General features: G+C 61.9%; 17 protein-coding genes. 4 read left to right on the top strand and 13 right to left on the bottom strand.

Going from position 1 to position 22,715, the window contains the following annotated elements:
- Positions 1–409 precede the first annotated feature (409 nt).
- Entirely contained in the window at positions 410–3,907 is a 3,498-nt protein-coding gene (gene dnaE, locus RWJ89_RS16395) for a DNA polymerase III subunit alpha (protein ID WP_131664218.1), read from the top strand.
- On the opposite strand, the gene RWJ89_RS16390 is transcribed toward dnaE, so the two are convergent.
- Positions 3,908–5,164 carry a L,D-transpeptidase family protein gene (locus RWJ89_RS16390; RefSeq protein ID WP_168282650.1) on the bottom strand — a complete coding sequence of 419 codons (1,257 nt, stop codon included), beginning with the start codon at positions 5,162–5,164 and terminating at the stop codon, positions 3,908–3,910. It abuts the gene before it with no gap.
- A 305-nt stretch (positions 5,165–5,469) separates the two neighbouring features.
- Positions 5,470–6,762, bottom strand: a complete 1,293-nt coding sequence (locus RWJ89_RS16385; RefSeq protein ID WP_168282795.1) for a DNA polymerase IV — start codon at positions 6,760–6,762, stop codon at positions 5,470–5,472.
- A gap of 76 nt (positions 6,763–6,838) precedes the next feature.
- Between RWJ89_RS16385 and RWJ89_RS16380 the strand changes: the two genes are divergently transcribed.
- Positions 6,839–7,426: a GNAT family N-acetyltransferase gene (locus tag RWJ89_RS16380; RefSeq protein ID WP_131664216.1), complete on the top strand. Its 588-nt coding sequence runs from the start codon at positions 6,839–6,841 to the stop codon at positions 7,424–7,426.
- Here RWJ89_RS16380 and RWJ89_RS16375 read toward each other — a convergent pair.
- Positions 7,401–8,075, bottom strand: a complete 675-nt coding sequence (locus RWJ89_RS16375) for a hypothetical protein (RefSeq protein ID WP_131664215.1) — start codon at positions 8,073–8,075, stop codon at positions 7,401–7,403. The genes RWJ89_RS16380 and RWJ89_RS16375 overlap by 26 nt on opposite strands.
- Positions 8,076–8,077: 2 nt before the next feature.
- Positions 8,078–8,386, bottom strand: a complete 309-nt coding sequence (locus RWJ89_RS16370) for a DUF3572 domain-containing protein (RefSeq protein WP_003547422.1) — start codon at positions 8,384–8,386, stop codon at positions 8,078–8,080.
- A gap of 133 nt (positions 8,387–8,519) precedes the next feature.
- Between RWJ89_RS16370 and RWJ89_RS16365 the strand changes: the two genes are divergently transcribed.
- Positions 8,520–8,891, top strand: a complete 372-nt coding sequence (locus RWJ89_RS16365; RefSeq protein WP_003547430.1) for a response regulator — start codon at positions 8,520–8,522, stop codon at positions 8,889–8,891.
- An 18-nt stretch (positions 8,892–8,909) separates the two neighbouring features.
- Positions 8,910–10,283: a PleD family two-component system response regulator gene (locus RWJ89_RS16360; RefSeq protein ID WP_131664214.1), complete on the top strand. Its 1,374-nt coding sequence runs from the start codon at positions 8,910–8,912 to the stop codon at positions 10,281–10,283.
- Positions 10,284–11,031: 748 nt separating this feature from the next.
- On the opposite strand, the gene rpmG is transcribed toward RWJ89_RS16360, so the two are convergent.
- From rpmG to RWJ89_RS16315, 9 genes are all read right to left on the bottom strand, one after another.
- Complete coding sequence (gene rpmG, locus RWJ89_RS16355) at positions 11,032–11,199, bottom strand: 50S ribosomal protein L33 (protein WP_003547442.1); 168 nt, start codon at positions 11,197–11,199, stop codon at positions 11,032–11,034.
- 92 nt (positions 11,200–11,291) lie between these two features.
- A complete protein-coding gene (locus tag RWJ89_RS16350) occupies positions 11,292–12,476 on the bottom strand; it encodes an MFS transporter (RefSeq protein WP_025394117.1) in 1,185 nt (394 codons plus the stop codon).
- Positions 12,477–12,730: 254 nt separating this feature from the next.
- On the bottom strand, positions 12,731–13,186 hold the full coding sequence (locus tag RWJ89_RS16345; protein ID WP_131622258.1) for a DUF983 domain-containing protein: 456 nt from the start codon (positions 13,184–13,186) through the stop codon (positions 12,731–12,733).
- A 122-nt stretch (positions 13,187–13,308) separates the two neighbouring features.
- Positions 13,309–15,675 carry a ribonuclease R gene (gene rnr / locus RWJ89_RS16340; protein ID WP_131664212.1) on the bottom strand — a complete coding sequence of 789 codons (2,367 nt, stop codon included), beginning with the start codon at positions 15,673–15,675 and terminating at the stop codon, positions 13,309–13,311.
- A gap of 1 nt (position 15,676) precedes the next feature.
- Entirely contained in the window at positions 15,677–18,316 is a 2,640-nt protein-coding gene (gene topA / locus RWJ89_RS16335; RefSeq protein WP_316031145.1) for a type I DNA topoisomerase, read from the bottom strand.
- 249 nt (positions 18,317–18,565) lie between these two features.
- Positions 18,566–19,708: a DNA-processing protein DprA gene (dprA, locus tag RWJ89_RS16330; protein ID WP_077976250.1), complete on the bottom strand. Its 1,143-nt coding sequence runs from the start codon at positions 19,706–19,708 to the stop codon at positions 18,566–18,568.
- Positions 19,708–20,328, bottom strand: a complete 621-nt coding sequence (gene plsY, locus RWJ89_RS16325; protein WP_072638785.1) for a glycerol-3-phosphate 1-O-acyltransferase PlsY — start codon at positions 20,326–20,328, stop codon at positions 19,708–19,710. The genes dprA and plsY overlap by 1 nt, the downstream gene beginning before the upstream one ends.
- Before the next feature lie 78 nt (positions 20,329–20,406).
- On the bottom strand, positions 20,407–21,696 hold the full coding sequence (locus RWJ89_RS16320; RefSeq protein WP_316031144.1) for a dihydroorotase: 1,290 nt from the start codon (positions 21,694–21,696) through the stop codon (positions 20,407–20,409).
- Entirely contained in the window at positions 21,693–22,649 is a 957-nt protein-coding gene (locus RWJ89_RS16315; RefSeq protein ID WP_316031143.1) for an aspartate carbamoyltransferase catalytic subunit, read from the bottom strand. Before RWJ89_RS16315 ends, RWJ89_RS16320 begins: the two co-directional genes overlap by 4 nt.
- Positions 22,650–22,715 lie beyond the last annotated feature (66 nt).

The raw sequence follows: 22,715 nt of genomic DNA, 5'->3' as shown, positions 1-22,715 counted from the left end.
GAGGTCTGCCGCCTGAGCACCATGCCCGATCTGCGGCGGATCGGGAAAGGGCAAGGCTGCTGCCGATCACATCGAGCGCCGGCCCCTAGCCAATTCGTCACCTATTTCCTGGGATTTTCAAACACAAGAAAGAAGGAAAAGATTCCTGTTGACAACAGAACATACATGGAACAAATTGAAAACATAACGAGTAAAGGAGAGCCCGATGACTGACATGATCCGTGATATCGCAGCATTCACCTCCATCGCAATGTTCGTTGCCAGCTTCTCGCTCATCGTCATGGCGCTCTAAAGTTTTCAGGGGACCGTATGGCAATCATGCGGTCCGGACGCGGGACTTCTTCTGGACATCATCGCCCTCTATGCCGACAATGCGTCCGATTCATTCGGGTGATTGGGAAGGCATGTCATGGCGGATACGGCAAAGGGTTCAACGGGCGAGGCGACCGGCGGCACGCCGAGTTTCATCCACCTGAGGGTCCATTCCGCCTATTCGCTTCTCGAGGGCGCACTGCCGCTGAAGAAGATCCTCTACAAGGCGACCGGCGACAGCCAGCCGGCGATTGCGATTACCGACACCAACAATCTGTTCGTCGCCCTCGAATTCTCCCAGAAGGCGATGGAAGACGGCCTGCAGCCGATCATCGGCTGCCAGGTCTCGATCGATATGGGAGACGGGTTGGAAACGGAAAAGCGCGGCGGTCAGCAGGCTCTGGTCAAGCTGCCGTCGATTGTTCTTCTTGCCGCGACGGATGCCGGTTACGAACGGCTGGTCGATCTCGTCAGCCGGGCCTATCTCGGCGGCGAGAGCAACCAGGCTGTTCATATCAGCGCCTCCTGGCTGGAGGAGGCAGGCACGGAAGGACTGATCGCATTGAGCGGCGCCTTGACCGGGCCGGTTGACGTGGCGATCAAGGAAGGCCATCCCGCTCAGGCGGAAGCCCGGCTGCTCACGCTGAAGCGCCTCTTCGGCGACAGGCTCTATGTCGAACTGCAGCGGCACGGCACCTACGACAAGCGGCACGAGCAGAAGATCATCGGGCTCGCCTATGCCCACGACCTGCCGCTGGTTGCGACCAACGAGGCTTTCTTTCCGACTCGCGACGATTACGACGCTCATGATGCGCTGATGGCGGTCGCGCACAACGCCATCGTCTCCGATGACAGCCGCTTTCGCCTGACGCCGGATCACTATCTGAAGAGCCGGGCCGAGATGGTCAAGCTCTTCGCCGACCTGCCGGAAGCGCTGGAAAATACGATCGAGATCGCCAGGCGCTGCTCCTTCGTGCTGAAGACGCGAAAACCGATCCTGCCGCGCTTCACGGGTGCGACCGACGATGCCGAGGAGGCCGAACGCGCCGAGGCGGGCGAGCTGCGCCGCCAGGCGGTCGAAGGGCTGGATATGCGGCTTTCGACGCTCGGCATGTCGCCGGGCTATGAGGAAAAGGATTATCGCGAGCGACTGGATTTCGAGCTCAGCGTCATCGAGCGCATGCGTTTCCCCGGCTACTTCCTGATCGTTGCCGACTTCATCAAATGGGCCAAGCAGCATGACATTCCGGTCGGTCCCGGCCGTGGTTCGGGTGCCGGTTCGCTGGTCGCCTATGCCTTGACGATCACCGACGTCGATCCCTTGCGTTTTTCGCTGCTCTTCGAGCGCTTCCTCAATCCGGAACGCGTCTCGATGCCGGACTTCGACATCGACTTCTGCCAGGATCGCCGCGAAGAGGTAATCCGTTACGTCCAGGCCAAATATGGCCGCGAGCAGGTGGCGCAGATCATCACCTTCGGTTCGCTGCAGGCGCGCGCCGCCCTTCGCGACGTCGGCCGCGTGCTTGAGATGCCCTACGGCCAGGTCGACAAGATCTGCAAACTCGTGCCGAACAACCCGGCCAACCCGACGCCGCTGTCCAAAGCGATCGAGGAGGAGCCGAAGCTGCAGGAAGAGGCGGCGAAAGAACCCGTTGTCGCGCGGCTGCTCGACATCGCCCAGAAGATCGAGGGGCTTTACCGCCATGCCTCGACCCATGCCGCCGGCATCGTCATCGGCGACCGGCCGCTTTCCAAACTGGTGCCGATGTATCGCGATCCGCGCTCGGATATGCCGGTTACCCAGTTCAACATGAAATGGGTGGAGCAGGCGGGCCTCGTCAAGTTCGACTTCCTCGGCCTGAAGACGCTGACCGTGCTGAAGGTCGCGGTCGATTTCGTCGCCAAGCTCGGTATCAAGGTCGATCTCGCGGCCATTCCTCTCGACGATAAGAAGACCTACGAGATGCTGTCGCGCGGCGAGACGGTCGGCGTGTTCCAGGTGGAAAGTGCCGGCATGCGCAAGGCGCTGATCGGCATGAAGCCGGACTGCATCGAGGACATCATCGCGCTGGTGGCACTCTATCGTCCGGGTCCGATGGAGAATATCCCGACCTACAATGCCCGCAAGCACGGCGACGAAGAGCTGGAATCGATCCATCCGATGATCGACCACCTGCTCAAGGAAACGCAAGGGGTCATCGTCTACCAGGAACAGGTGATGCAGATCGCCCAGGTACTATCAGGCTATTCGCTGGGCGAAGCCGACCTTCTGCGCCGCGCCATGGGCAAGAAGATCAAGGCCGAGATGGACCAGCAGCGCGAACGCTTCGTCGTCGGCGCGGTCAAGAATGGCGTATCGAAGCCGCAGGCCGACAATATCTTCGAACTGCTGGCGAAGTTCGCCAATTACGGCTTCAACAAGTCGCACGCCGCCGCCTATGCCATCGTCTCTTACCAGACGGCCTACATGAAGGCGCATTATCCGGTCGAATTCCTCGCGGCTTCGATGACGCTCGACATGTCCAACACGGAAAAGGTCAATGATTTCCGTCAGGATGCCAAACGCCTCGGCATCGAGGTGATCGCGCCTTCGGTGCAGACCTCCTTCCGCCATTTCGAGACCGGCGACAACCGCATCTATTACGCGCTCGCCGCCCTCAAGGGCGTTGGCGAATCCGCCGTCGACCATATCGTCGAGGTGCGTGGCGACAAGCCCTTTGCCAGCATCGAGGATTTCTGCCTGCGCATCGATCCGCGCCAGGTCAATCGTCGCGTGCTCGAAAGCCTGATCTATGCCGGCGCCTTCGATTGTTTTGACATGGACCGCGCCCAGCTGGCAGCCGGCCTCGACCGTGTTCTCGGTTATGCCCAGCGTGCCCAGGAGAACAAGCTGAGCGGCCAGTCGGACATTTTCGGCAGCACGCTGACGTCGGGGCCTGAGAAGATCTCGCTGCCGCCGTTCTCGCCCTGGCTCCCCTCCGAACGGCTGCTCAAGGAATTCCAGGTGCTGGGCTTCTATCTGACGGCCCACCCGCTCGATTCCTACAACAACATCCTGCAGAAGATGCGGGTGCAGACCTTTGCCGAGTTTTCCGCCGCCATCAAACAGGGCGCGGCCAATGCGCGCCTTGCCGGTACCGTCATCTCGAAGCAGGAGCGCAAGACCCGCACCGGCAATAAGATGGGTATCATCGTCTTTTCGGATTCTTCAGGCCAGTTCGAAGCGGTGCTGTTTTCGGAAATGCTGAACCAGTATCGCGACGTGCTCGAGTCGGGAAAATCCTTCGTGCTGACCGCGACGGGCGAGGAGCGGCCGGAGGGCATCGGCCTGCGGATCCAGACAATCCAGTCGCTGGAGGAAAAGTCGCTGCAGATGCAGAAGGCGCTGCGCGTCTATGTCCGAGACTCCGGACCGCTGAGAATGGTTGCCGGCCATTTGAATGCCAAGGGCGACGGCCTCGTTTCCTTCATCGTCATCAAGGAGGAGGGCAAACGTGAGGTGGAGGTGGTGCTGCCGGAGAAATACCGCATCACGCCGGAGATTGCCGCCGCCCTTCGCGCCGCCCCCGGCGTCGTCGACGTCGAGCTTGTCTGATCACCCGCGGGTGATTGTGATGAAATCCGTGCCTTCGCCGGTCTCCCGGCCGAGGCCGGTATCGGAGATCGTCAGCGTCGAGCCCGGCGCGATGAGCGCTTCGATCTTGCGGCGGGTCTCATCGGGGATGCTAATCCGGCTGAGCGAACGGGCGATCGGCTTACCTGTGATGATCGAGCTTTCCTGATTGGTGATGCCGAGCCGCTTCATCGCTTCCCGGGAGAGATTGTTCTCAAGCGTGGTGCCGAGCCAGTCCGCTGTGCCGGCCTTTGCATCGACGGCATGCAACGTGAAGAAATGCGTGCCGAGCGCCAGTCCCGGATCGGCGATCGTCACCGGCGCTTCGAAGAGGGGCTTGAAGGCCCGCCGCACCATGATGACGCCGTTCGGCGGCTCGCCCTTGCCAGCCGCGGCATAGACTTCCCTGAGGAGCGTGTCGGAGACCAGGTTCCTGTCGGCGGCGAATTCCGTTGGCCGCAATGTCTTGAAAGCCTTGATCGCCTGCACGGTCGACGGACCGAGCAAGCCGTCCGGATTGCCGGCGGAAAAGCCGAGCTGGTTGAGCAGGGTCTGGATGTCGATCACCGTCTCGCGCAGCGTCCGGCGCGTAACGAGCATGCTGATCGGCTCGGACGGCGGCTCGGGTTCGGGCGCTGCAATCGGCGGCGCTGCCGGCATCGGCATCGCCGCCGTGTCGTTCATTGCCACCTGCACAGGCTTCTCGGGGCTGTGGGGCATGGAGGGCCGCAGTTCGACATCCGAAAGCAGCGGCATCGCCGCTGGTGCTTGCCGATGAAAAAGAGTCGGATGGTCGATCGGCTGCGGCACCAGTTCACCGTCGCTGATAATGACGGGGACACCGCGGTCGGTCATCCCGTAGAGCATTTTTGCGAAGGCGCCGGGCATGCGCACGCAGCCATGCGAGGCCGGATAGCGCGGCACCGAATTGGATTCGTGCAGCGCTATGCCGGACCAGGTCAGCCGCTGCATGAACGGCATCGGCGCCGCCGAATAGAGATTGGATTCGTGGTATTTCTGCTTTTCCAGCACCGAGAAGATGCCGCTCGGCGTCGTGTGGCCGTCCTTGCCGGTCGAGACCTTCGAGGTTGCAACGACCTCGGTGCCATCATAGACCGCAAGCGACTGCTTGTCCTTCGAGACGATGATCTGCAGCGTGCGCACATCCGCAGCAAGAGCGGGGTGCACGAGTGCGGTGGCCGACAGCAAGCCGAGGCCGAAGACGAGACGCGAGAACATGATACCCAACCATACGCAATACTTGCCCGGCACATTATGGGACGAAGTTTAAGGAAGATTTTATAGGCCGGACCACGCGCAGGTTTCACGCGCTAGAGCGCCGCGCGTCTTCAGACGCGCTAAGGACGCTCTATCGCTTTGAATCTGCGCATAATCCTTTCCGAAAATCGATTCCGATTTTCGGGTTATGCGCTAGAACAGGATGATTTTAGGCCGGCTCGGCCTAAAATCTGAATCCTGTTCTACATTATATAGTTAGAGCATGATGTCGTCCGAAAACCGCTCACACTTTTCGGCATCATGCTCTAGTGATCGCGCTTGCCGCTGCCGAATGTATAGCCGGTCTCGACCGTCTTCTTGCCGAACTTGTCGCGCAGCTTGTCCATCGCCGCTTCGGCTGCCGCCCGCCGGCCCGATTGCTGGTCGATTAGATCGGGCGGGTCGGCACGGGCGGTGTCGCCGAGATCGGTGACGCCGATGCCGATCAGGCGGAATTTCGTACCATCCGTCTCTTTTTCGAGAAGCTCGAGCCCGGTGCGGAAGATCCTGTCGGCAAGCTGGGTCGGGTCTTCGAGCTTGCGGTTGCGGGTGCGCGATTTGAAATCGGCGGTCTTCATCTTCAAGACCACGGTCTGGCCGGCAATGCCGTTTTTCTTCAGCCGCCAGGAGACCTTTTCGGAGAGGTTGCGCAGGATCGGCACCAGATCGTCATAACGCGAGATGTCATCGAAGAAGGTCGTCTCGGACGAAACGCTCTTGGCGGCATCATTGAGATGCACTTCGCGGTCGTCGATGCCGCGCGACAGCCGTGCGAGCCGCTGGCCGATGCTGCCGTAGCGGCGCATCAGGTCGTTTTCCTCCATCTGCTGCAACTGGCTGATGGTACGAATGCCGTCCGCCTCCAGTGTTGCCGCAAAGGCCTTGCCGACACCCCAGATGGTGGTGACGGGACGCGGCGCCAGGAACTCGACCGCTTCCTCGCGGCCGATGACCGAAAAGCCGCGCGGCTTCTGCAGATCGGAGGCGACCTTGGCGAGGAATTTGCAATAGGAAAGCCCGACGGAAACGGTGATGCCGATCTCCCTTTCGATGCGACGGGCGAATTTGGCCAGCGTGCGCGCCGGAGGATCGTGATGCAGCCTCTCGGTGCCGCCGAGTTCCAGGAAGGCCTCGTCGATCGATAGCGGCTGCACCAGCGGCGTCAGATCCTGCATCATGGCGCGCACCTGCCGTCCGACCCGGACATATTTCTCCATGTCGGGGCGGATGACGATCGCTTGAGGGCATGCCTCCAGCGCCTTGAACATCGGCATGGCCGAACGCACGCCGTGGATGCGGGCGATATAGCAGGCGGTGGAAACCACACCGCGTTTGCCGCCGCCGATAATGACAGGCTTGTCGGCAAGTTCCGGATTGTCGCGTTTCTCCACCGCTGCATAAAAGGCGTCGCAATCGATATGCGCAAGCGTCAAGGCGTAGAGTTCGCGGTGGCGCACGAGACGGGGGCTGCCGCAGGAAACGCAACGGCGCGCCTCGCCCTTCTGCTCGGCAAGGCAGTCGCGACAGAAGCCGGGTGTCTTGGCAGGCGCAGGCGTCATGATGAGAACAAAGATTGAACGCCGGGACATTACGCCTTAAGCTTCCGAGTCTCAAGTGAGGGCGGGAGCTTTGCCTTTGGATAACGATCTTCGTTTCGAGCCGGTAACGCCAGAACGCTGGGACGATTTCGAAGTCGTGTTCGGGCCGCAGGGTGCCTTCTATAACTGCTGGTGCGTCGCGTTGCGTCTGCCGCATGCGGTGAGGACGAAGATGGCGGCCGACGAACGCAAGGCGCATATGCGGGAGCGGATCAAGGCGGGTCCGCCGCCTGGCATCCTCTGTTATGCCGACGGCGCGCCGGTCGCCTGGGTGCAGGTCGGGCCGCGCCATGACGTGCCGCAGTTCAATTCGCCGCGCACCGTCTCGCGGCCGCTGGAAGAGGGCGATGCGCATGATCCGTCCATCTGGGCCGTCAGTTGCTTCTTCCTGCTGCCCAAACTGCGCGGCAAGGGAATGAGCCATCGCCTGCTTGCCGGCGCAATCGACCATGCGCGGCGCCAGGGAGCGCGGCTGCTCGAAGCCTGTCCGATCGATCATGTGAAGCAGTCGAAATCCGTGACGCTCTGCATCGGTTCGACGGCAATCTTCGATGCCGCCGGTTTCGAGACGGTTGCGCGGCGCAAGGACGGCCGTCCGCTCATGCGGCTGGAACTGCGCGTGTGAAGGTGCCGGAAACAAAATGCGCCTCGATCAGCGCGGCCGCATGCGTCCAGTCGGTGGCGCGGGTGATGTCGTTAGCGGCCGCCGGGGCGAAGCGATGGACGGGCGAGTTCGGCATCAGGTGAATCAGCAGGCAATCGGCGACGTGATCCCTGACGGAATGCAGATTGCGCGCCATATCATCGATGAAGATGACGGGAAGGGAGCGGCTGGCATGCAATGCGTGAACGATCGGCCCTTTGGGTTGTTCGGTGGCAAGCAGCGGAAAGAGCAGGCCCATCCTGTCGAGCAGGCGACGGCGCTGGTTCTGGAACCGCGGCTGCATGGCTGTCAGGAAAAGGATATCGGCCTCTTCCGAAAGCCGGTCGAGCGTTTCGACGACGCGGTCGAGCGGCGTCTGCCACAGCTCTTGGGCTTCGAAGAATTCCTCGATCAGCCGGCTGACCTCCTGATCCTCGATCTCCACGCCGTCGGCTTGCGAGACGATGTTGCCGTGCAGCCGGAACGATCGCGGCAGAAACGCGCAACCCCGGCTCTGAAGGAAAAGCTGGAAGGGATCGATGAACTGCAGCACGACGTCGTCGACGTCGCAGACGATCAACGGCCGTTCACCGAGGCGGATATGCGAGATGTCGAATTCCCCGCAGGTCACGGTCAGTATTCTCCGGAATCGAGGCCCGGTGACGAGAAATGCCGCCAGGCCGCCGTCACCGTCTCCGGGCTGATCCCGCTCGCTGCGCAGAAGGCCATTGCCGTCGGTTCGTGGTTCATCAGGAAATCCATCATGCCGGCGAGGAATCCGGGATCGTCGACGGCGTTGCGCACCTGGCCGGGCGCTACACCCGTCAGGGCGAGGAAGCGGCCGAACATGTCGGGATCGTCGGCAAGCCAGCCGAGCACGGCGATCGCCGTCTCGTGCGGGTCGGCGGCCTGTTGTTTCGAAGTCTTGAAGTTGCTTTGCATTTCGCTGGGTAAGTTACCTTTTCTTCAACCAAATACCGGTAGCGTGCGCTATCGGTTTCACGGAGCTATTTGTCCGCATGTGCCTTTCTCATGGGACGAACCGCTGCGCGAACGGACGTAGGGACAGCTTGTCATGCCCAAACAGGTGATGATTGTAGAAGATAACGAGCTCAACATGAAGCTCTTTCGCGACCTCATCGAGGCGTCCGGTTATACGACGATCCAGACCAGAAATGGTATGGAGGCGCTCGATCTGGCGCGCAAGCATCGCCCCGACCTCATCCTGATGGATATTCAGCTTCCCGAAGTCTCCGGCCTCGAAGTCACGAAATGGCTGAAGGAAGACGACGAGCTGCACGTGATTCCCGTCATCGCCGTTACGGCTTTCGCGATGAAGGGTGACGAAGAGCGGATCCGCCAGGGCGGCTGCGAGGCCTATGTTTCCAAGCCGATCTCGGTTCCGAAATTCATCGAGACGATCAAGACCTATCTGGGCGATGCCTGACGCATCGGAAAGACGCTGATGACTGCGCGAATACTGGTGGTTGACGATATTCCGGCCAACGTGAAGCTGCTCGAAGCGCGGTTGCTTGCGGAGTATTTCGACGTGATGACCGCAGCGGACGGCTACACGGCACTGGCGATCTGCGAGCGCAACCAGGTCGATCTCATCCTGCTCGACATCATGATGCCCGGCATAGACGGTTTCGAGGTCTGCGAGCGGCTGAAGGCCAGCCAGAAGACCGCCCATATTCCAGTCGTCATGGTCACCGCGCTCGACCAGCCGACCGATCGTGTACGCGGCCTGAAAGCTGGCGCTGACGATTTTCTTACCAAGCCGGTCAACGATCTGCAGCTGATCTCCCGGGTGAAGAGCCTGCTGCGGCTGAAGACGTTGAGCGATGAGCTGCGTATCCGCGCCGACACTGCCCATACGATGGGCATCGATGACCTCACACGGGCAGGCGAGGGCCGCGCCGACGAGACCGCTCAGGTCCTGCTCGTCGACGGCCGCGCCAATTCGCAGGAGCGCATCATCAAGGCGCTGAAGCCCGTCGCCGACGTGCTTGCCCTCTCCGATCCGCAGGCCGCCCTCTTCGAGGCGGCCGAAAGCGCGTTCGATCTCGTCATCGTCAACGCCAACTTCGACGATTACGACCCGCTTCGCCTCTGCTCGCAGCTGCGCTCGCTGGAGCGCACCCGCTTCCTGCCGATCCTGATCATCACCGAGCAGGGCGTCGACGAAATGGTCGTGCGCGCGCTCGATCTCGGCGTCAACGACTACATCATCCGCCCGGTCGATCCCAACGAACTGGTTGCCCGCAGCCTGACGCAGATCCGCCGCAAGCGCTATAACGACCGCCTGCGCGCCAGCGTCAAGCAGACGATCGAGCTTGCCGTGACCGATCCGCTAACCGGCCTTTATAACCGGCGCTATCTCGACAATCACCTGAACGTGCTCTTCAACCGTTCGATGGCGCGGGGCCGGCCGCTTTCGGTGCTGATCACCGATATCGACCGTTTCAAGCATGTGAACGACACCTACGGCCATGATGGCGGCGACGAGGTGCTGCGGGAATTTTCAAATCGCGTCCGTTCGACCATCCGCGGCGCCGATCTCGCCTGCCGCTACGGTGGTGAAGAATTCGTCGTCGTGATGCCCGACACCTCGCCGGAAATTGCCGCCGCTGTCGCCGAGCGCCTTCGTGCGGCGATCGAAAGCGCGCCCTTCATGCTGAAACACTCCGGCGAAGCGCTGAATGTCACTGCTTCCTTCGGCATCGCCTCGCGTATTGCGTCGGTGCTGACCCCGGGCCAGCTGATGAAACAGGCGGATCTGGCCCTTTACGAGGCCAAGAATACCGGCCGCAACCGTGTGGTCGCCGCGGCCGCGTGACGAATCACTTGCCGCCATATGTGCCATTTGCGAGTTTTCCACTGCGGTAAGCCAATTGTTACCGATTTTTAATTTTCGCCTGTGCAATGCAGGGCTAAAATTTCGCAACTCAATAGCCCAAAAATGGACTCGCCGCGTTGCTGCGGATGTGTTGCCGCGCGATAGTCTTGAGAGTGTCAGGTCGTAGCTCAAAATAAAGGGGAGACTATAAAAACTGCCTGCCGCTGACAGGGTCAAATAGATTGCGGCGACATCACCTCACGTAGGGGGAGGGGAGGCGTAAGTTGTTCAGTTATATTGTCGAATTTCTTCAAAACGTCAGGCGCTACGCTTCGAGTCCAAGCAGAGCGGATAAATCTTTGTATGTCCCAAATCTGGACTTTTAACCATAGAATCAAGCTGCAAACATTCACCATTAAGAATTTGTTGATTTTCTTTCATTTTTGCGCAAATTATCGGCTCATAAGAGAAGCGCTCCCGTTGAGGAGTTGTCGATACCCCATGATGCTCAGGTCCGCCGCATCTCCTGGGTCGTGGGGTCGGTCGGCTAGTAGGCAAGTTTTAGCGGTTCCTCGTGCCGTTTTGCATGCTGGCCGACCCCCTTTCAAGAAAACGTCGCCACTTCCCGAAGATGGAAGGGCGGCGTTTTTCTGTTTGCGCTATCATTTTTTAAAGACGATTAATCCGGGCAATAAAAAACGCGCAACCCGAGGGCGCGCGCTTTTTTGAAATCCGTCAGGCCAAGTGATTACTTGATCTTGGTTTCCTTGAACTCGACATGCTTCTTCGCAACCGGGTCGTACTTCGTCTTCGTCATCTTGTCCGTCATCGTACGGCTGTTCTTCGTGGTGACGTAAAAGAAACCGGTGTCGGCCGTCGACAGCAGCTTGATCTTGATTGTTGTAGCCTTGGCCATGGTCGTCCTGCCTTTAAGAAAATGAAAGCCGTGGAAGCCGGATGGGCTCCACGGCAAATCCTGGCGCGAAACTACGAATCCCGCTCGAAAAGTCAAGCCCGTTTTCGAATGAACATCAGTCTGATGCCGGAAAGTAGGGCGTAAAGACCGAAGAAAGCGGCAATCGCCCAGGCAAAACCGTTATTTCCAGCGACATCGATCGCCGCGCCGATCGCCTGCGGCCCGGCCACGGTTCCCATCGCATAACAGAAGACAAAGGCAGCATTGGCCGCTGCAAGATCGGAGCCCGTCAGCCGCGAGCCGAGATGGCTGAGGCCGACCGTATAGAGGCCTGAGACGCAGCCACCCCAGAAAAGCAGGAGCCCGGCCATCAGCAGCCAGTTGTCGAGCAACAGCGGCAACATCATCGAGCCGATGAAGCCCATCAGCGCCATGCCGGCCAGAAGCGGCCGCTTGTCGGCGATGCGGTCGGAAAGCAGGCCGAGTGGGATCTGAAAGATGACGTTGCCGACGCCCATCATGGTGAGCAGCAGTGCGGCCTGCGATTCGGTGAAATGTGCGCGCACGGCAAAGATCGGGAAAAGCGACAGCCCGCCCGCTTCGACAGCGCCGAAGATGAAGACCGCTGCCGTCGCCGTCGGCACCAGGAAAACGTAGCGCATGAAATGCAGCTCTGGCTTTTCCTCGAGCACCGGGCTTTCGTCGCGAGCGATGAAGATCGGGATGGCGGCAAGCAGGATGGCGCCGGCGCCGATCAGGAAGGGGAAGATGCCGTCGCTGCCGAGGATCGAAAAGAGCAGCGGTCCGGCCGCGAAGCCAAGGGAAAGCACCGTCGCATAGATGCCGAGCACGAAGCCGCGCTTGGAAGGCGGCGAAGCGGCGTTGATCCAGAATTCGGAGAGGATGAACAGCGTCGTCGTCGCGCCGTGGAAGGCGAAACGCAGCGGAAACCACATCCAGAAATCCTGGGCGTAATAGAAACCCAGCGCGCTCAGCGCCGAAATCAGCACGGCCCAGATCATTGTCGGAGCCACGCCATATTTATGGGCGAGCTTGGTGGTGATCGGTGCGGCGGCCATCGCCGCGACCCCGGCCATCGCCGTGTTGAGCCCGATCAGGGTCGACGAGATGCCGCGTTTTTCGAGGATGATGCTGAGGAGGGGCAGACCGAGGCCGATTGCTATGCCAACGGCTGATATGGACGAGATGGCTGCCACCAGAGAAGGCCAATGGATTTCTTCGACATCGCCCGGTGTGCCGGTTCTCGGCTGAGACATTTATCCATCCTTAGAGAGGTGCGCGAACGAATCGGCCGATCCCGTCAGATAGATAGACACGGACGTGCCAAATCCAGGTGACGGATGCCGCTTCGCAGTATTTCCGATGTGAGTGACCATCTGCGGAATGTAAAGCCCGTTCGGGCAAGAAATGCTTACCATGTCAGGTCTTGAGGATCGTCGGCTCCCGCATTTGGGTGGTGGTCGGTGGAGGGCTGGCACTACACGTTAAATATGTCTGGAAGGTGAAGGCGCTAATTCGGCCGGCCGGGGATGTCGTAATCGTCCGGACCGTCGCTCTCGCCACCGAAGCCGTGCATGCGCAGCGCCCATTGCAGGCCGATGACCCCGCCCTTGATCGGCTGGATCGAGGCAAGCGCGGTGATGACGGTGATCGGCGCCCAGATGGCCAGATGGACCCAGACCGGTAGCACGAAAGTCAGGTCGGTCAGCATATAGCCTCCGACCACGACGTGGCCGAGGACGAGAATGACGATATAGGGCGGCAGGTCGTCGGCGCGTTGGTGATGCATCGCCTCGCCGCAGGTGGCGCAATGATCGACCGGCTTCAGGAAGGCGCGAAAGAGCTTGCCGTTGCCGCAGGCCGGGCAGCGGTTCATCAGCCCGCGCATGATGGAGCGCCCAAGCGGACGCTCGACCTCGGGCGTATCGCCGTAGCGGGCGGCGGCCGGATCGGTCGGTGTTCTCATCGCATGTTCCTCTTCGGATCTAAACACGTCGCGCGAAACTCTGCAGCGGTTTCGCGATAACGACACGCGTGAAAACAAGGACCTACAGCGCGGGGAGCCAATCTGAAAGATTGCGACGCGCTTTAGTGCCGTCCGCGCGGCGGCCTCGTTCCGGGTTTCTTGCGAACCTGGCCCCTGTCGCGGCGCCCCGCCTTGTGGAAGGAACGCACCGCCGCCGGCATTTCGCGGCCCTCGCTGATCATCTCGAAACGCAGTGCACCGGCAAGCGGGATCGCTTCGGCAAGTTTCACGGTGACGCTGTCGCCCAGGCGATAGCCAAGCCCGGTCTTTTCACCGGAGAGGGCCTGATGCGCCTCGTCATAGATGAAATAGTCGCTGCCGAGCGTAGATATAGGGACGAAACCGTCGGCGCCATAGTCTGGCAGGGCGATAAAAAGCCCCGATTTCGTTACGCCCGAAACCCGCCCGGCAAATTCCTCGCCGACGCGGCCGCTGAGGTGGTGCGCGATCAGCCGGTCGACGGTTTCGCGCTCGGCTGCCATGGCCCGGCGCTCGAAGGTCGAGATTTCGGCCGCGATATCGTCGAGCGCCGCCTCTTCTTCGGGCGTGATGCCGCCTTCGCCGAAGCCGAGCGAGCCGACGAGGGCGCGATGCACGATGAGATCGGCGTAGCGGCGGATCGGCGAGGTGAAGTGGGCGTATTTCATCAGGTTGAGGCCGAAATGGCCTATATTCTCCGGGCCGTAGATCGCCTGGCTCTGCGAACGCAGTACCATCTCGCTCACCATGGTCTGATGCGGCGTGCCGTCCGCCTTCGCCAGAATGCCGTTGAAGTTGTTGGCGCGCATGTTGCCGCCCTTGGCAAGCGAGATGCCGAGCGTGGCCAGGAACTCGCGCAGGATCTCCTGCTTGGCAAGCGTCGGGCCGTCATGGATGCGGTAGATCAGCGGCTGACGCTTCTTTTCGAGCGTCTCGGCGGCGCAGACGTTCGCCTGGATCATCATCTCTTCGATCAGCTTATGCGCATCGAGCCGTGGCGGCACGACGACCCGATCGACCGTGCCGTCGGGCTTCAGGAGGATCTTGCGCTCCGGCATATCGAGTTCCAGCGGCTGGCGCCGGTCGCGTCCGCGCTTCATCACCTCATAGGCGTGCCAGAGCGGCTTCAGGATCGGCTCAAGCATCGGTCCGGTCTGATCGTCCGGGTTCCCGTCGATGGCTGCCTGCGCCTGCTGGTAGGACAGCTTGGCCGCACTCTTCATCATGATGCGATGGAAAGTATGGCCGATCTTGCGGCCTTCCCCGGAAAAGCTCATGCGCACGGCGAGCGCCGGGCGGTCGACGCCTTCTTTCAGCGAGCAGAGATCGTTGGAGATGCGCTCCGGCAGCATCGGCACGACACGATCCGGGAAATAGACCGAATTGCCGCGCTTCAGCGCCTCGCGGTCGAGCGGCGAATTGGGTCGGATATACCAGGAGACGTCGGCGATCGCGACGGTGACGATGACGCCGCCGGGATTCTCGGGCGAGGGATCGGGCTCGGCATAAACAGCGTCGTCATGGTCCTTGGCATCGGCCGGGTCGATGGTGATCAGCGGTACGTCGCGCCAATCCTCGCGATGCGACATGCTGGCGGGCCTTGCGGCCTCCGCCTCGGCGATGACGGCCGGCGGGAAGACATGCGGGATGCCGTGCGCATGGATCGCGATCATCGAGATCGCTTTTTCCGAACCGACGGAACCGACTACGGAAAGCACCTTGGCGCGCGGCAGGCCGAAACGGCCGAGACGGGCGATTTCGACTTCGACCAGATCGCCGTCCGTGGCGCCGCCGGTGAAGTCGGGATCGATTACCATCTCCTCGCCGCGCCGTTCGATCGGCAGCAGCCGGCCGCCGCCGCCGGGTGCCGTACGGAAGACGCCCATCGAGGCGCCGCGGCGCCTGTCGATCACCTTGATGATCCGCGCCGTATAAGCCGGACCGCCGCGATCGACAGCCGGGAAGATCTTCGCCAGGATGCGGTCGCCGAGCCCGGCGACGGGCGCCTTGCCCTTGCCCTGGCGGCCTGCCGGCGATTGCTGGCGGATGGCGACGGCGGGTGCCACGCCCTGGTCCTCAGGCCATTCCGCCGGCCGGCCGATCAGGTCGCCGTCCTTATCGCGTGTGGTGATATCGAGAACGGTGACAGGCGGCAGCGCACCGGGACGGATCAGCGACTTGCGGTTCTTCTGCAGCATGCCTTCCTGTTCGAGCTCCTGCAGCATCTGCTTGAGCTCGACGCGGCTATCGCCTTTTAGGCCGAAAGCCTTGGCGAGTTCACGCTTGGACGCTTTCTGCGGATGATCGGCGATGAAGCGTAGGACCACCTCGCGCGAAGGCAGCGCGCCGTGGACGATGTTCAGCGGCTCGACGGCGGGAGCATCCTTGCGGCCGATCTTGCCCGGACGCTTGCCCGCAGGGTTCGTTCTCTCGCGCGGTATCCTGCTCACGTCAGCCCTTTTTCGATTTCGCGGGCGCTTTCGCCTTCGTTGTTTTCGGCTTGGCGGCCGTCTTGGTGGTCTTGGCTTCGGCGGCTGCCGCCTTCGGCTTGGCTTTCGCCTTGGCCGCTTTGCCGGCCTTTTCGGCGATCAGCGCAAGCGCCTCCTCGACGGTGATCGCCTGGGGATCCTTGCCCTTCGGCAGCGTGGCGTTGACCTTGCCCCAGTTGACATAGGGGCCGTACTTGCCGTCGCGCACGGTGATGGCGCCGCCATCAGGATGATCGCCGAGCGTCTTCAGTGCCGCCGGCGTGCCGCGCGCACCCCGCCCTGGGGCCTGCTTCGCCTTTTCAGCGATAACAGTCACGGCGCGGTTGAGGCCGACCGAGAACACGTCCTCGACGGTTTCCAGATTGGCATAGGAGCCGTCGTGCAGGAGGAACGGCCCATAGCGGCCGATGCCGGACGAGATCATCTTGCCTGATTCGGGATGTTTGCCAATATCGCGCGGCAGCGAGATCAGCGCCATCGCCTTTTCATAATCGATATCCTCGGGCTTCCAGCCTTTTGGCAACGAGGCGCGTTTGGCCTCCTTGCCGTCGCCGCGCTGGATATAGGGGCCGAAGCGGCCGGAACGCAGCGTCAGCTCCTCGCCGGTCGTCGGATCGGTGCCGAGGTTCTTCGGCTCGTTGAGCGCAGCACCGTCTGCTTCTCCGCCGTTTTCGGAGGAGAGCTGGCGGGTGTAGTTGCAGTCCGGATAGTTCGAGCAGCCGACGAAGGCGCCGTATTTGCCGAGCTTCAGCGACAGGTTGCCGGTGCCGCAGACCTGACAGATGCGCGGGTCGCTGCCGTCCTCCCGTTTCGGGAAGACGAGGGGTGCCAGCGCCTCGTTCAGCGAATCGAGCACGTTGGTGACGCGCAGTTCCTTGGTGTCCTCGATCTGTGCGAAGAAATCCTTCCAGAAATCGCGCAGCACCTGCTTCCAGTTCAACTCGCCGGCGGAAATCCGGTCAAGCTTCTCTTCGAGATCGGCGGTGAAGTCGTATTCGACATATTTGGTGAAGAAGCTCTCGAGGAAAGCCGTCACCAGACGGCCCTTGGCCTGCGGAATCAGCTTGCGTTTGTCGATCGTCACATAGTCGCGGTCGCGCAGCGTCGCGAGCGTCGCGGCATAGGTGGAGGGGCGGCCGATGCCGAGCTCTTCCATCTTCTTGATCAGCGAGGCTTCCGAATAGCGCGGCGGCGGTTCGGTGAAATGCTGCGTTGAATTGATCTTCTGCTTGGCGAGCGCCTCGCGCGCATTGATCTCCGGCAGGCGGCCATCCTCGTCGCCGTCGTCGCTCTGCTCGCCATCTTCCTTCTGGTCGGTATAGGCGGCGATGAAACCATCGAAGCGGATGACCGAACCGACGGCGCGCAGACCGGCCTTCTCTCCCTTATTGTCGGCGGTGATTTCAGCCGTCGTGCGCTCGATCTCGGCCGACGCCATCTGGCTGGCGATGCCGCGCTTCCAGATCAGCTCGTAGAGCCGAATCTGGTCGGCATCGAGGAATTTGCGCACACGGTCGGGCGAGCGGTCGAAATCGGTCGGGCGGATCGCCTCGTGCGCCTCCTGGGCGTTCTTCGCCTTGGTCGAGTAGAAGCGCGGCTTTTCCGGCATGTAGCGCTGGCCGAACTGGTCGACGATGGCGCTGCGCGCCGCGTCGATCGCCTCTGGCGCCATCTGCACGCCGTCGGTTCGCATATAGGTGATGAGACCGACCGTCTCGCCGCCGATATCGACGCCCTCATAGAGCCTTTGCGCGATCTGCATGGTGCGCGAAGCGGAGAAGCCGAGATTGGAGGAGGCGGCCTGCTGCAGCGTCGAGGTCGTAAACGGCGGTCCCGGGTTGCGCTTGACCGGTTTCGCCTCGACCGTGTCGACGACATAGCTCGCACCTTCGAGCAAGGCCTTCAGCCGGCCGGCATCTTCGCCGTTGCCGATAGCGCGCGGCTGCAGCCGTTTGCCGTTCGCCGAAACCAGCCTCGCCTCGAACTCGTCGCCGCGCGGCGTCTTCAGAAGCGCCGAGATGTTCCAGTATTCTTCGGAAATGAAGCGCTCGATCTCGGATTCACGGTCACAGACGAGGCGAAGCGCCACCGACTGAACGCGGCCGGCCGAACGTGCGCCGGGCAGCTTGCGCCACAGTACCGGCGAAAGATTGAACCCGACGAGATAATCGAGCGCGCGGCGCGCGAGATAGGCATCGACCAGCGGCACGTCGATGTCGCGCGGATCGGCCATCGCGTCGAGCACCGCCTTCTTGGTGATCGCATTGAAGACGACGCGCTTGACCGGTTTGCCGTTCAGCACGCGCTTCTTGTTCAGCATGTCGAGAACGTGCCAGGAAATCGCTTCGCCTTCGCGATCCGGGTCGGTCGCGAGAAACAGGCCATCGGCGGACTTCACCGCGTCGGCAATGTCCTTCATCCGCTTGGCGGAGGCGCTGTCGACCTCCCAAAGCATTTCGAAATCCTGATCAGGAAGAACTGAGCCGTCCTTGGCAGGCAGATCGCGCACATGACCGAAGGAGGCGAGCACTTTGTATCCCGGACCCAGATACTTATTGATCGTCTTGGCCTTGGCAGGCGATTCCACCACTACAACATTCATGATGATTCTCTAAAAAGGAAACGACGCCAGCGTTGAAGCCAGCGCGACACACACCGCAACATGGATATCGGCCCTCCGACATGGACAGGGAAATCGCCGCGGTCAAGGGGTTTGCTACAATTTTACCTCTTGTGTCTTCTGCAGCCGAAGGGAGAGTATCGATGGAATACAATTATAGATAGTCTATCGAAGGTTTTCGACTCACGGTTCGGCAATTCGCAAAGCCGCCGCCTGATGTCGTACCCAGGTTCAATCGGAAAGCGAGACGAGACCGCCCTGATGCCGGTGCAGCCTGCCTGATATATCGAGTTCCAGAAGGATGAGATAGACCGCGGATGCCGACAGGCCGGTATGGCGGATGACGTCGTCGATCTCGACCGGCGTCGGCCCGAGCGCATCGATGATGCGGTTTCGATCGGAATCGCCTGGTGGCACCGACATTGCCTTGCCGTCAGGTGCCGGTTTCTCCGCCATCGACGATGGGAACAGGTCGAATTGCGCAAGCGGCGCCAGGGCCTCGATGACATCGGCGGGCGCGGTGACGATCGAAGCGCCGTCCTTCAGCAGGCCGTTGGTGCCATGGCAGCGCGGATCGAGCGGCGAGCCGGGCACGGCAAACACCAGGCGGCCGAACTCGCCGGCAAGCCGCGCCGTGATCAGCGAGCCCGAACGCGTCGCCGCTTCGATGACGACGAGGCCGAGCCCGATGCCGGCGATCAGCCGGTTTCGGCGTGGGAAGTCGCGGGCGCGGGGTTCCCAGCCGAAGGGCATCTCGCTCACCGCCAGGCCATTGCCACCGGTTATCTCTTCGAGCAGGCCGATATTCTCTGGCGGGTAGGGTTGGTCGAGGCCGCCGGCGAGTGCTGCGATCGTGCCCGTGTCGAGGCTTGCCCGATGGGCTGATGTGTCGATGCCGCGCGCCAGGCCGGAGACCACGGTGTAACCCGCCCGGCCGCAGTCACGCGCCACCATCGCTGCGAATTTCGCGCCTGCGATCGAGGCGTTGCGCGAGCCGACGATACCGACGGCCGGTCGTTTGGCAGCGGCCAGCGCGCCCTTGACGGCCAGAAGCGGCGGCGCGCCGTCGATCTGCTTCAGCGCTTGCGGATAGTCCGGTTCACCGATGCCGACGAAGCGGGCGCCGAAGCGACGTGCCGCCTCCAGCTCCCGATGCGCTTCGGCCTCGCTGGCGATGCGGATTGCCCGTGTCGCGCCGCCGCGCGCCGAAAGCTCCGGCAATGCGGCAAGTGCTGCCTCGGCCGAACCGAAATGATTGATGAGGTCACGAAAGGTGGCAGGGCCGATATTGTCGGAACGGATGAGGCGCAGCCAGGCAATTCTTTGCCGCTCGGTCAGCACGACGCCTTTTGGTCCGGCGCTCAGCGCATCCATTATCCCTTTGCCCCGATCTTGCTTTCCGTCCCGCCCATCAGGCGCGAAATATTCGCCTTGTGCTTCCAGTAGGAGATGAGGGTCATGATCGCCATCACAGCCGCAACCTTTTCGTTGCCCAATATCCACAGCGCAACTGGAATGACAAGCATGGCAACCAGCGCCGACAGTGAGGAGTAGCGGGTGGTGAAAGCGACCGCCAGCCAGACGGCGGCAAAGAGCACGACCATGATCGGCGCGACACCGAGCAGGGTGCCGATATAGGTGGCGACACCCTTGCCGCCCTTGAAGCCGATCCAGACCGGGAAAAGATGGCCGATAAAGGCGAAGAAGCCGGCGATGATCGCGGCTTCCTCACCGAGGAAATAGCCGACGACCCAGGCCGCGGCCGATGCCTTCAGCGCATCAAGCAGCAGCGTCGCCGCGGCGAGCGTCCGGTTTCCTGTTCTCAGCACATTGGTCGCGCCGATATTGCCGGAGCCGATGCTGCGCACGTCGCCGAGGCCGGCGGCGCGCGTGAGGATCAGGCCGAACGGGATCGAGCCGAAGAGATAACCGATAACGGCGGCGGCAAGCGCGATCGGCAACGTGATCTGCCATGACATGAGATTGGATAACATATGCCCCCTCAGCCTCTCCGTGGCCTATCCTCGAGTCAGCCTTCTCCCGCTGGGGGATGGACGGCGATCGTGTCGGTTCTAAATTGCGTGGACAAGCTTTCCCGAGACGTATGTCGCGACCGCCCGCCCACTGAAGCGCGCATCCTCGAACGGCGTATTCTTCGAGCGGGAGAGAAGCATGTCTTTGGCGACAAGCCAAGGCTCATCGAGATCGATCAGCGCGATATCGGCCGCAGCGCCCGGCTTCAGCGTGCCGGCATTCAGGCCGAAAATCTGAGCAGGGCGGGTCGACATGGCGTCGATCAGGCGCATCAGGCTCACCTGGCCGCTATGGTGAAGCCTGAGCGCTGCCGCAAGCATGGTTTCGAGGCCGATCGCGCCGTCCTCCGCCTCGCCGAAGGGCAGGCGCTTCGTATCGACGTCCTGCGGGTCGTGCGAGGAGACAATGATATCGATCGCGCCGCTCGCAAGGGCGTCGGCCATCGCCACCCGGTCGTCTTCCGGGCGCAGCGGCGGATAGAGCTTGAAGAAGGTGCGGTATTCGCCGATGTCGTTTTCGTTGAGCGCCAGATTGTTGATCGAGATGCCACAGGTCACCTTGGCGCCGCGACCACGGGCGCGCTCGATCGCCTCGACCGATTCCGGCACCGAGATCATCGCGGCGTGATAACGGCCGCGCGTCAGCTGCGCGATCCTCAAATCGCGTTCGAGCGGGATGAGCTCGGCTTCTTTTGGAATGCCGGAAAGCCCGAGCCAGCTGGCAAAAAGCCCCTCATGCATGACGCCGTTGGCGCCGAGATATTTGTCGCGCGTCTCGCAGCAGACGACGGCGCCGAATTCGCGCGCATAAGTCATGATCCGGCGCAGCACCTGTGTGTCGTGGACGCTGGAATGGGCATCGGTGAAGGCGACGGCGCCCGCCTGCATCAGCAGGCCGATCTCCGTCATCTCCTCGCCGGCAAGGCCCTTGGTGATGGCGGCTGCCGGATAGACGTTGACGGCGGCCGTATCCCGCGCCGTCTTCTTGACAAATTCGACGAGCGCGATGTCGTCGATGATGGGATCGGTGTCCGGCATCATGATGATCGAGGTGACGCCGCCGGCGGCTGCCGCCCGGCTCGCCGAGGCGATCGTCTCGCGGTGTTCGCCGCCGGGTTCGCCGACATGGACGCGCGCATCGACGAGGCCAGGCGTCGCCACAAGGCCCGTGCAGTCGCAGATGACTGCGCCATCAGGCGCGCCTTGGTTCTGCGCCTTGTGGCCGGCGGCGAGAATCACGCCGTCTTCGGCAACGATCGTCCCGACTTCGTCGAGATTGCGCGACGGGTCGATGATGCGGACGTTCTTGAGGACGATCGGGTTGCTCATGCCATCATTCCATCGCTGCGGGGACCCTGGTTCTGCGAGACGAGCAGCGTCTCCATGACGGCCATGCGCACCGCGACCCCCATTTCCACCTGTTCGGCGATGACGCTCTGCGGTCCGTCCGCCACTTCCGAAGCGATTTCGACGCCGCGGTTCATCGGGCCGGGATGCATGACCAGCGCATCCTCCTTGGCCGCCTTCAGCGTTTCGGCGTCGAGCCCGTAGAAGTGATAATATTCGCGCACCGAAGGTACGAAGGCGCCGGACATCCGCTCGCGCTGCAGCCGCAGCATCATCACCACGTCGGCGTCCTTCAGCCCTTCCTTCATCGAATGGAAGACCTCGACGCCCATCTCGGCGATGCCGGCCGGCATGAGGGTCGCGGGCGCGACGACACGCACGCGGGCGCCCATCGCATTGAGCAGCAGGATATTGGAGCGCGCCACCCGCGAATGCAGCACGTCGCCGCAGATCGCCACGATGATGCGCGAAAGCTTGCCCTTGGCGCGGCGGATCGTCAGCGCGTCGAGCAGTGCCTGGGTCGGATGTTCGTGCTGCCCGTCACCGGCATTGACGACCGAGCAGGAGACCTTCTGGGCGAGAAGGGCGGCGGCACCCGCGCTGGAATGGCGGATCACCAGCACGTCGGGGCGCATCGCATTCAGCGTCATCGCCGTATCGATCAGCGTTTCGCCTTTCTTCACCGAGGAATTGCCGACCGACATGTTCATGACGTCGGCGCCGAGCCGCTTGCCGGCAAGCTCGAAGGAGGCCTGCGTGCGGGTCGATGCCTCGAAGAATAGGTTGATCTGCGTCAGCCCGCGCAGCGTCGACGTTTTCTTTTCTCTCTGGCGGCTGATCTTGACGGCCTCGTCCGCCTTGTCGAGAAGATAGGTGATATCCTGCTCGGTGAGGCCTTTGATGCCGATGAGGTGGCGGTGGGGGAAAAAGACCATGACCCTGCCTCTTGCTGTCTCTGGCGGGTCTATAAAGAGTGCTGCCCGCCGGGGCAAGCATGTGCT

Origin of the sequence: Rhizobium sp. 10PS4 (assembly GCF_032464805.1) — a bacterium.
Taxonomy (GTDB): Bacteria; Pseudomonadota; Alphaproteobacteria; order Rhizobiales; family Rhizobiaceae; genus Rhizobium; species Rhizobium laguerreae.
Note: the sequence above shows the minus strand (reverse complement) of the source record. Positions and strands in the feature narration are given on the sequence as shown.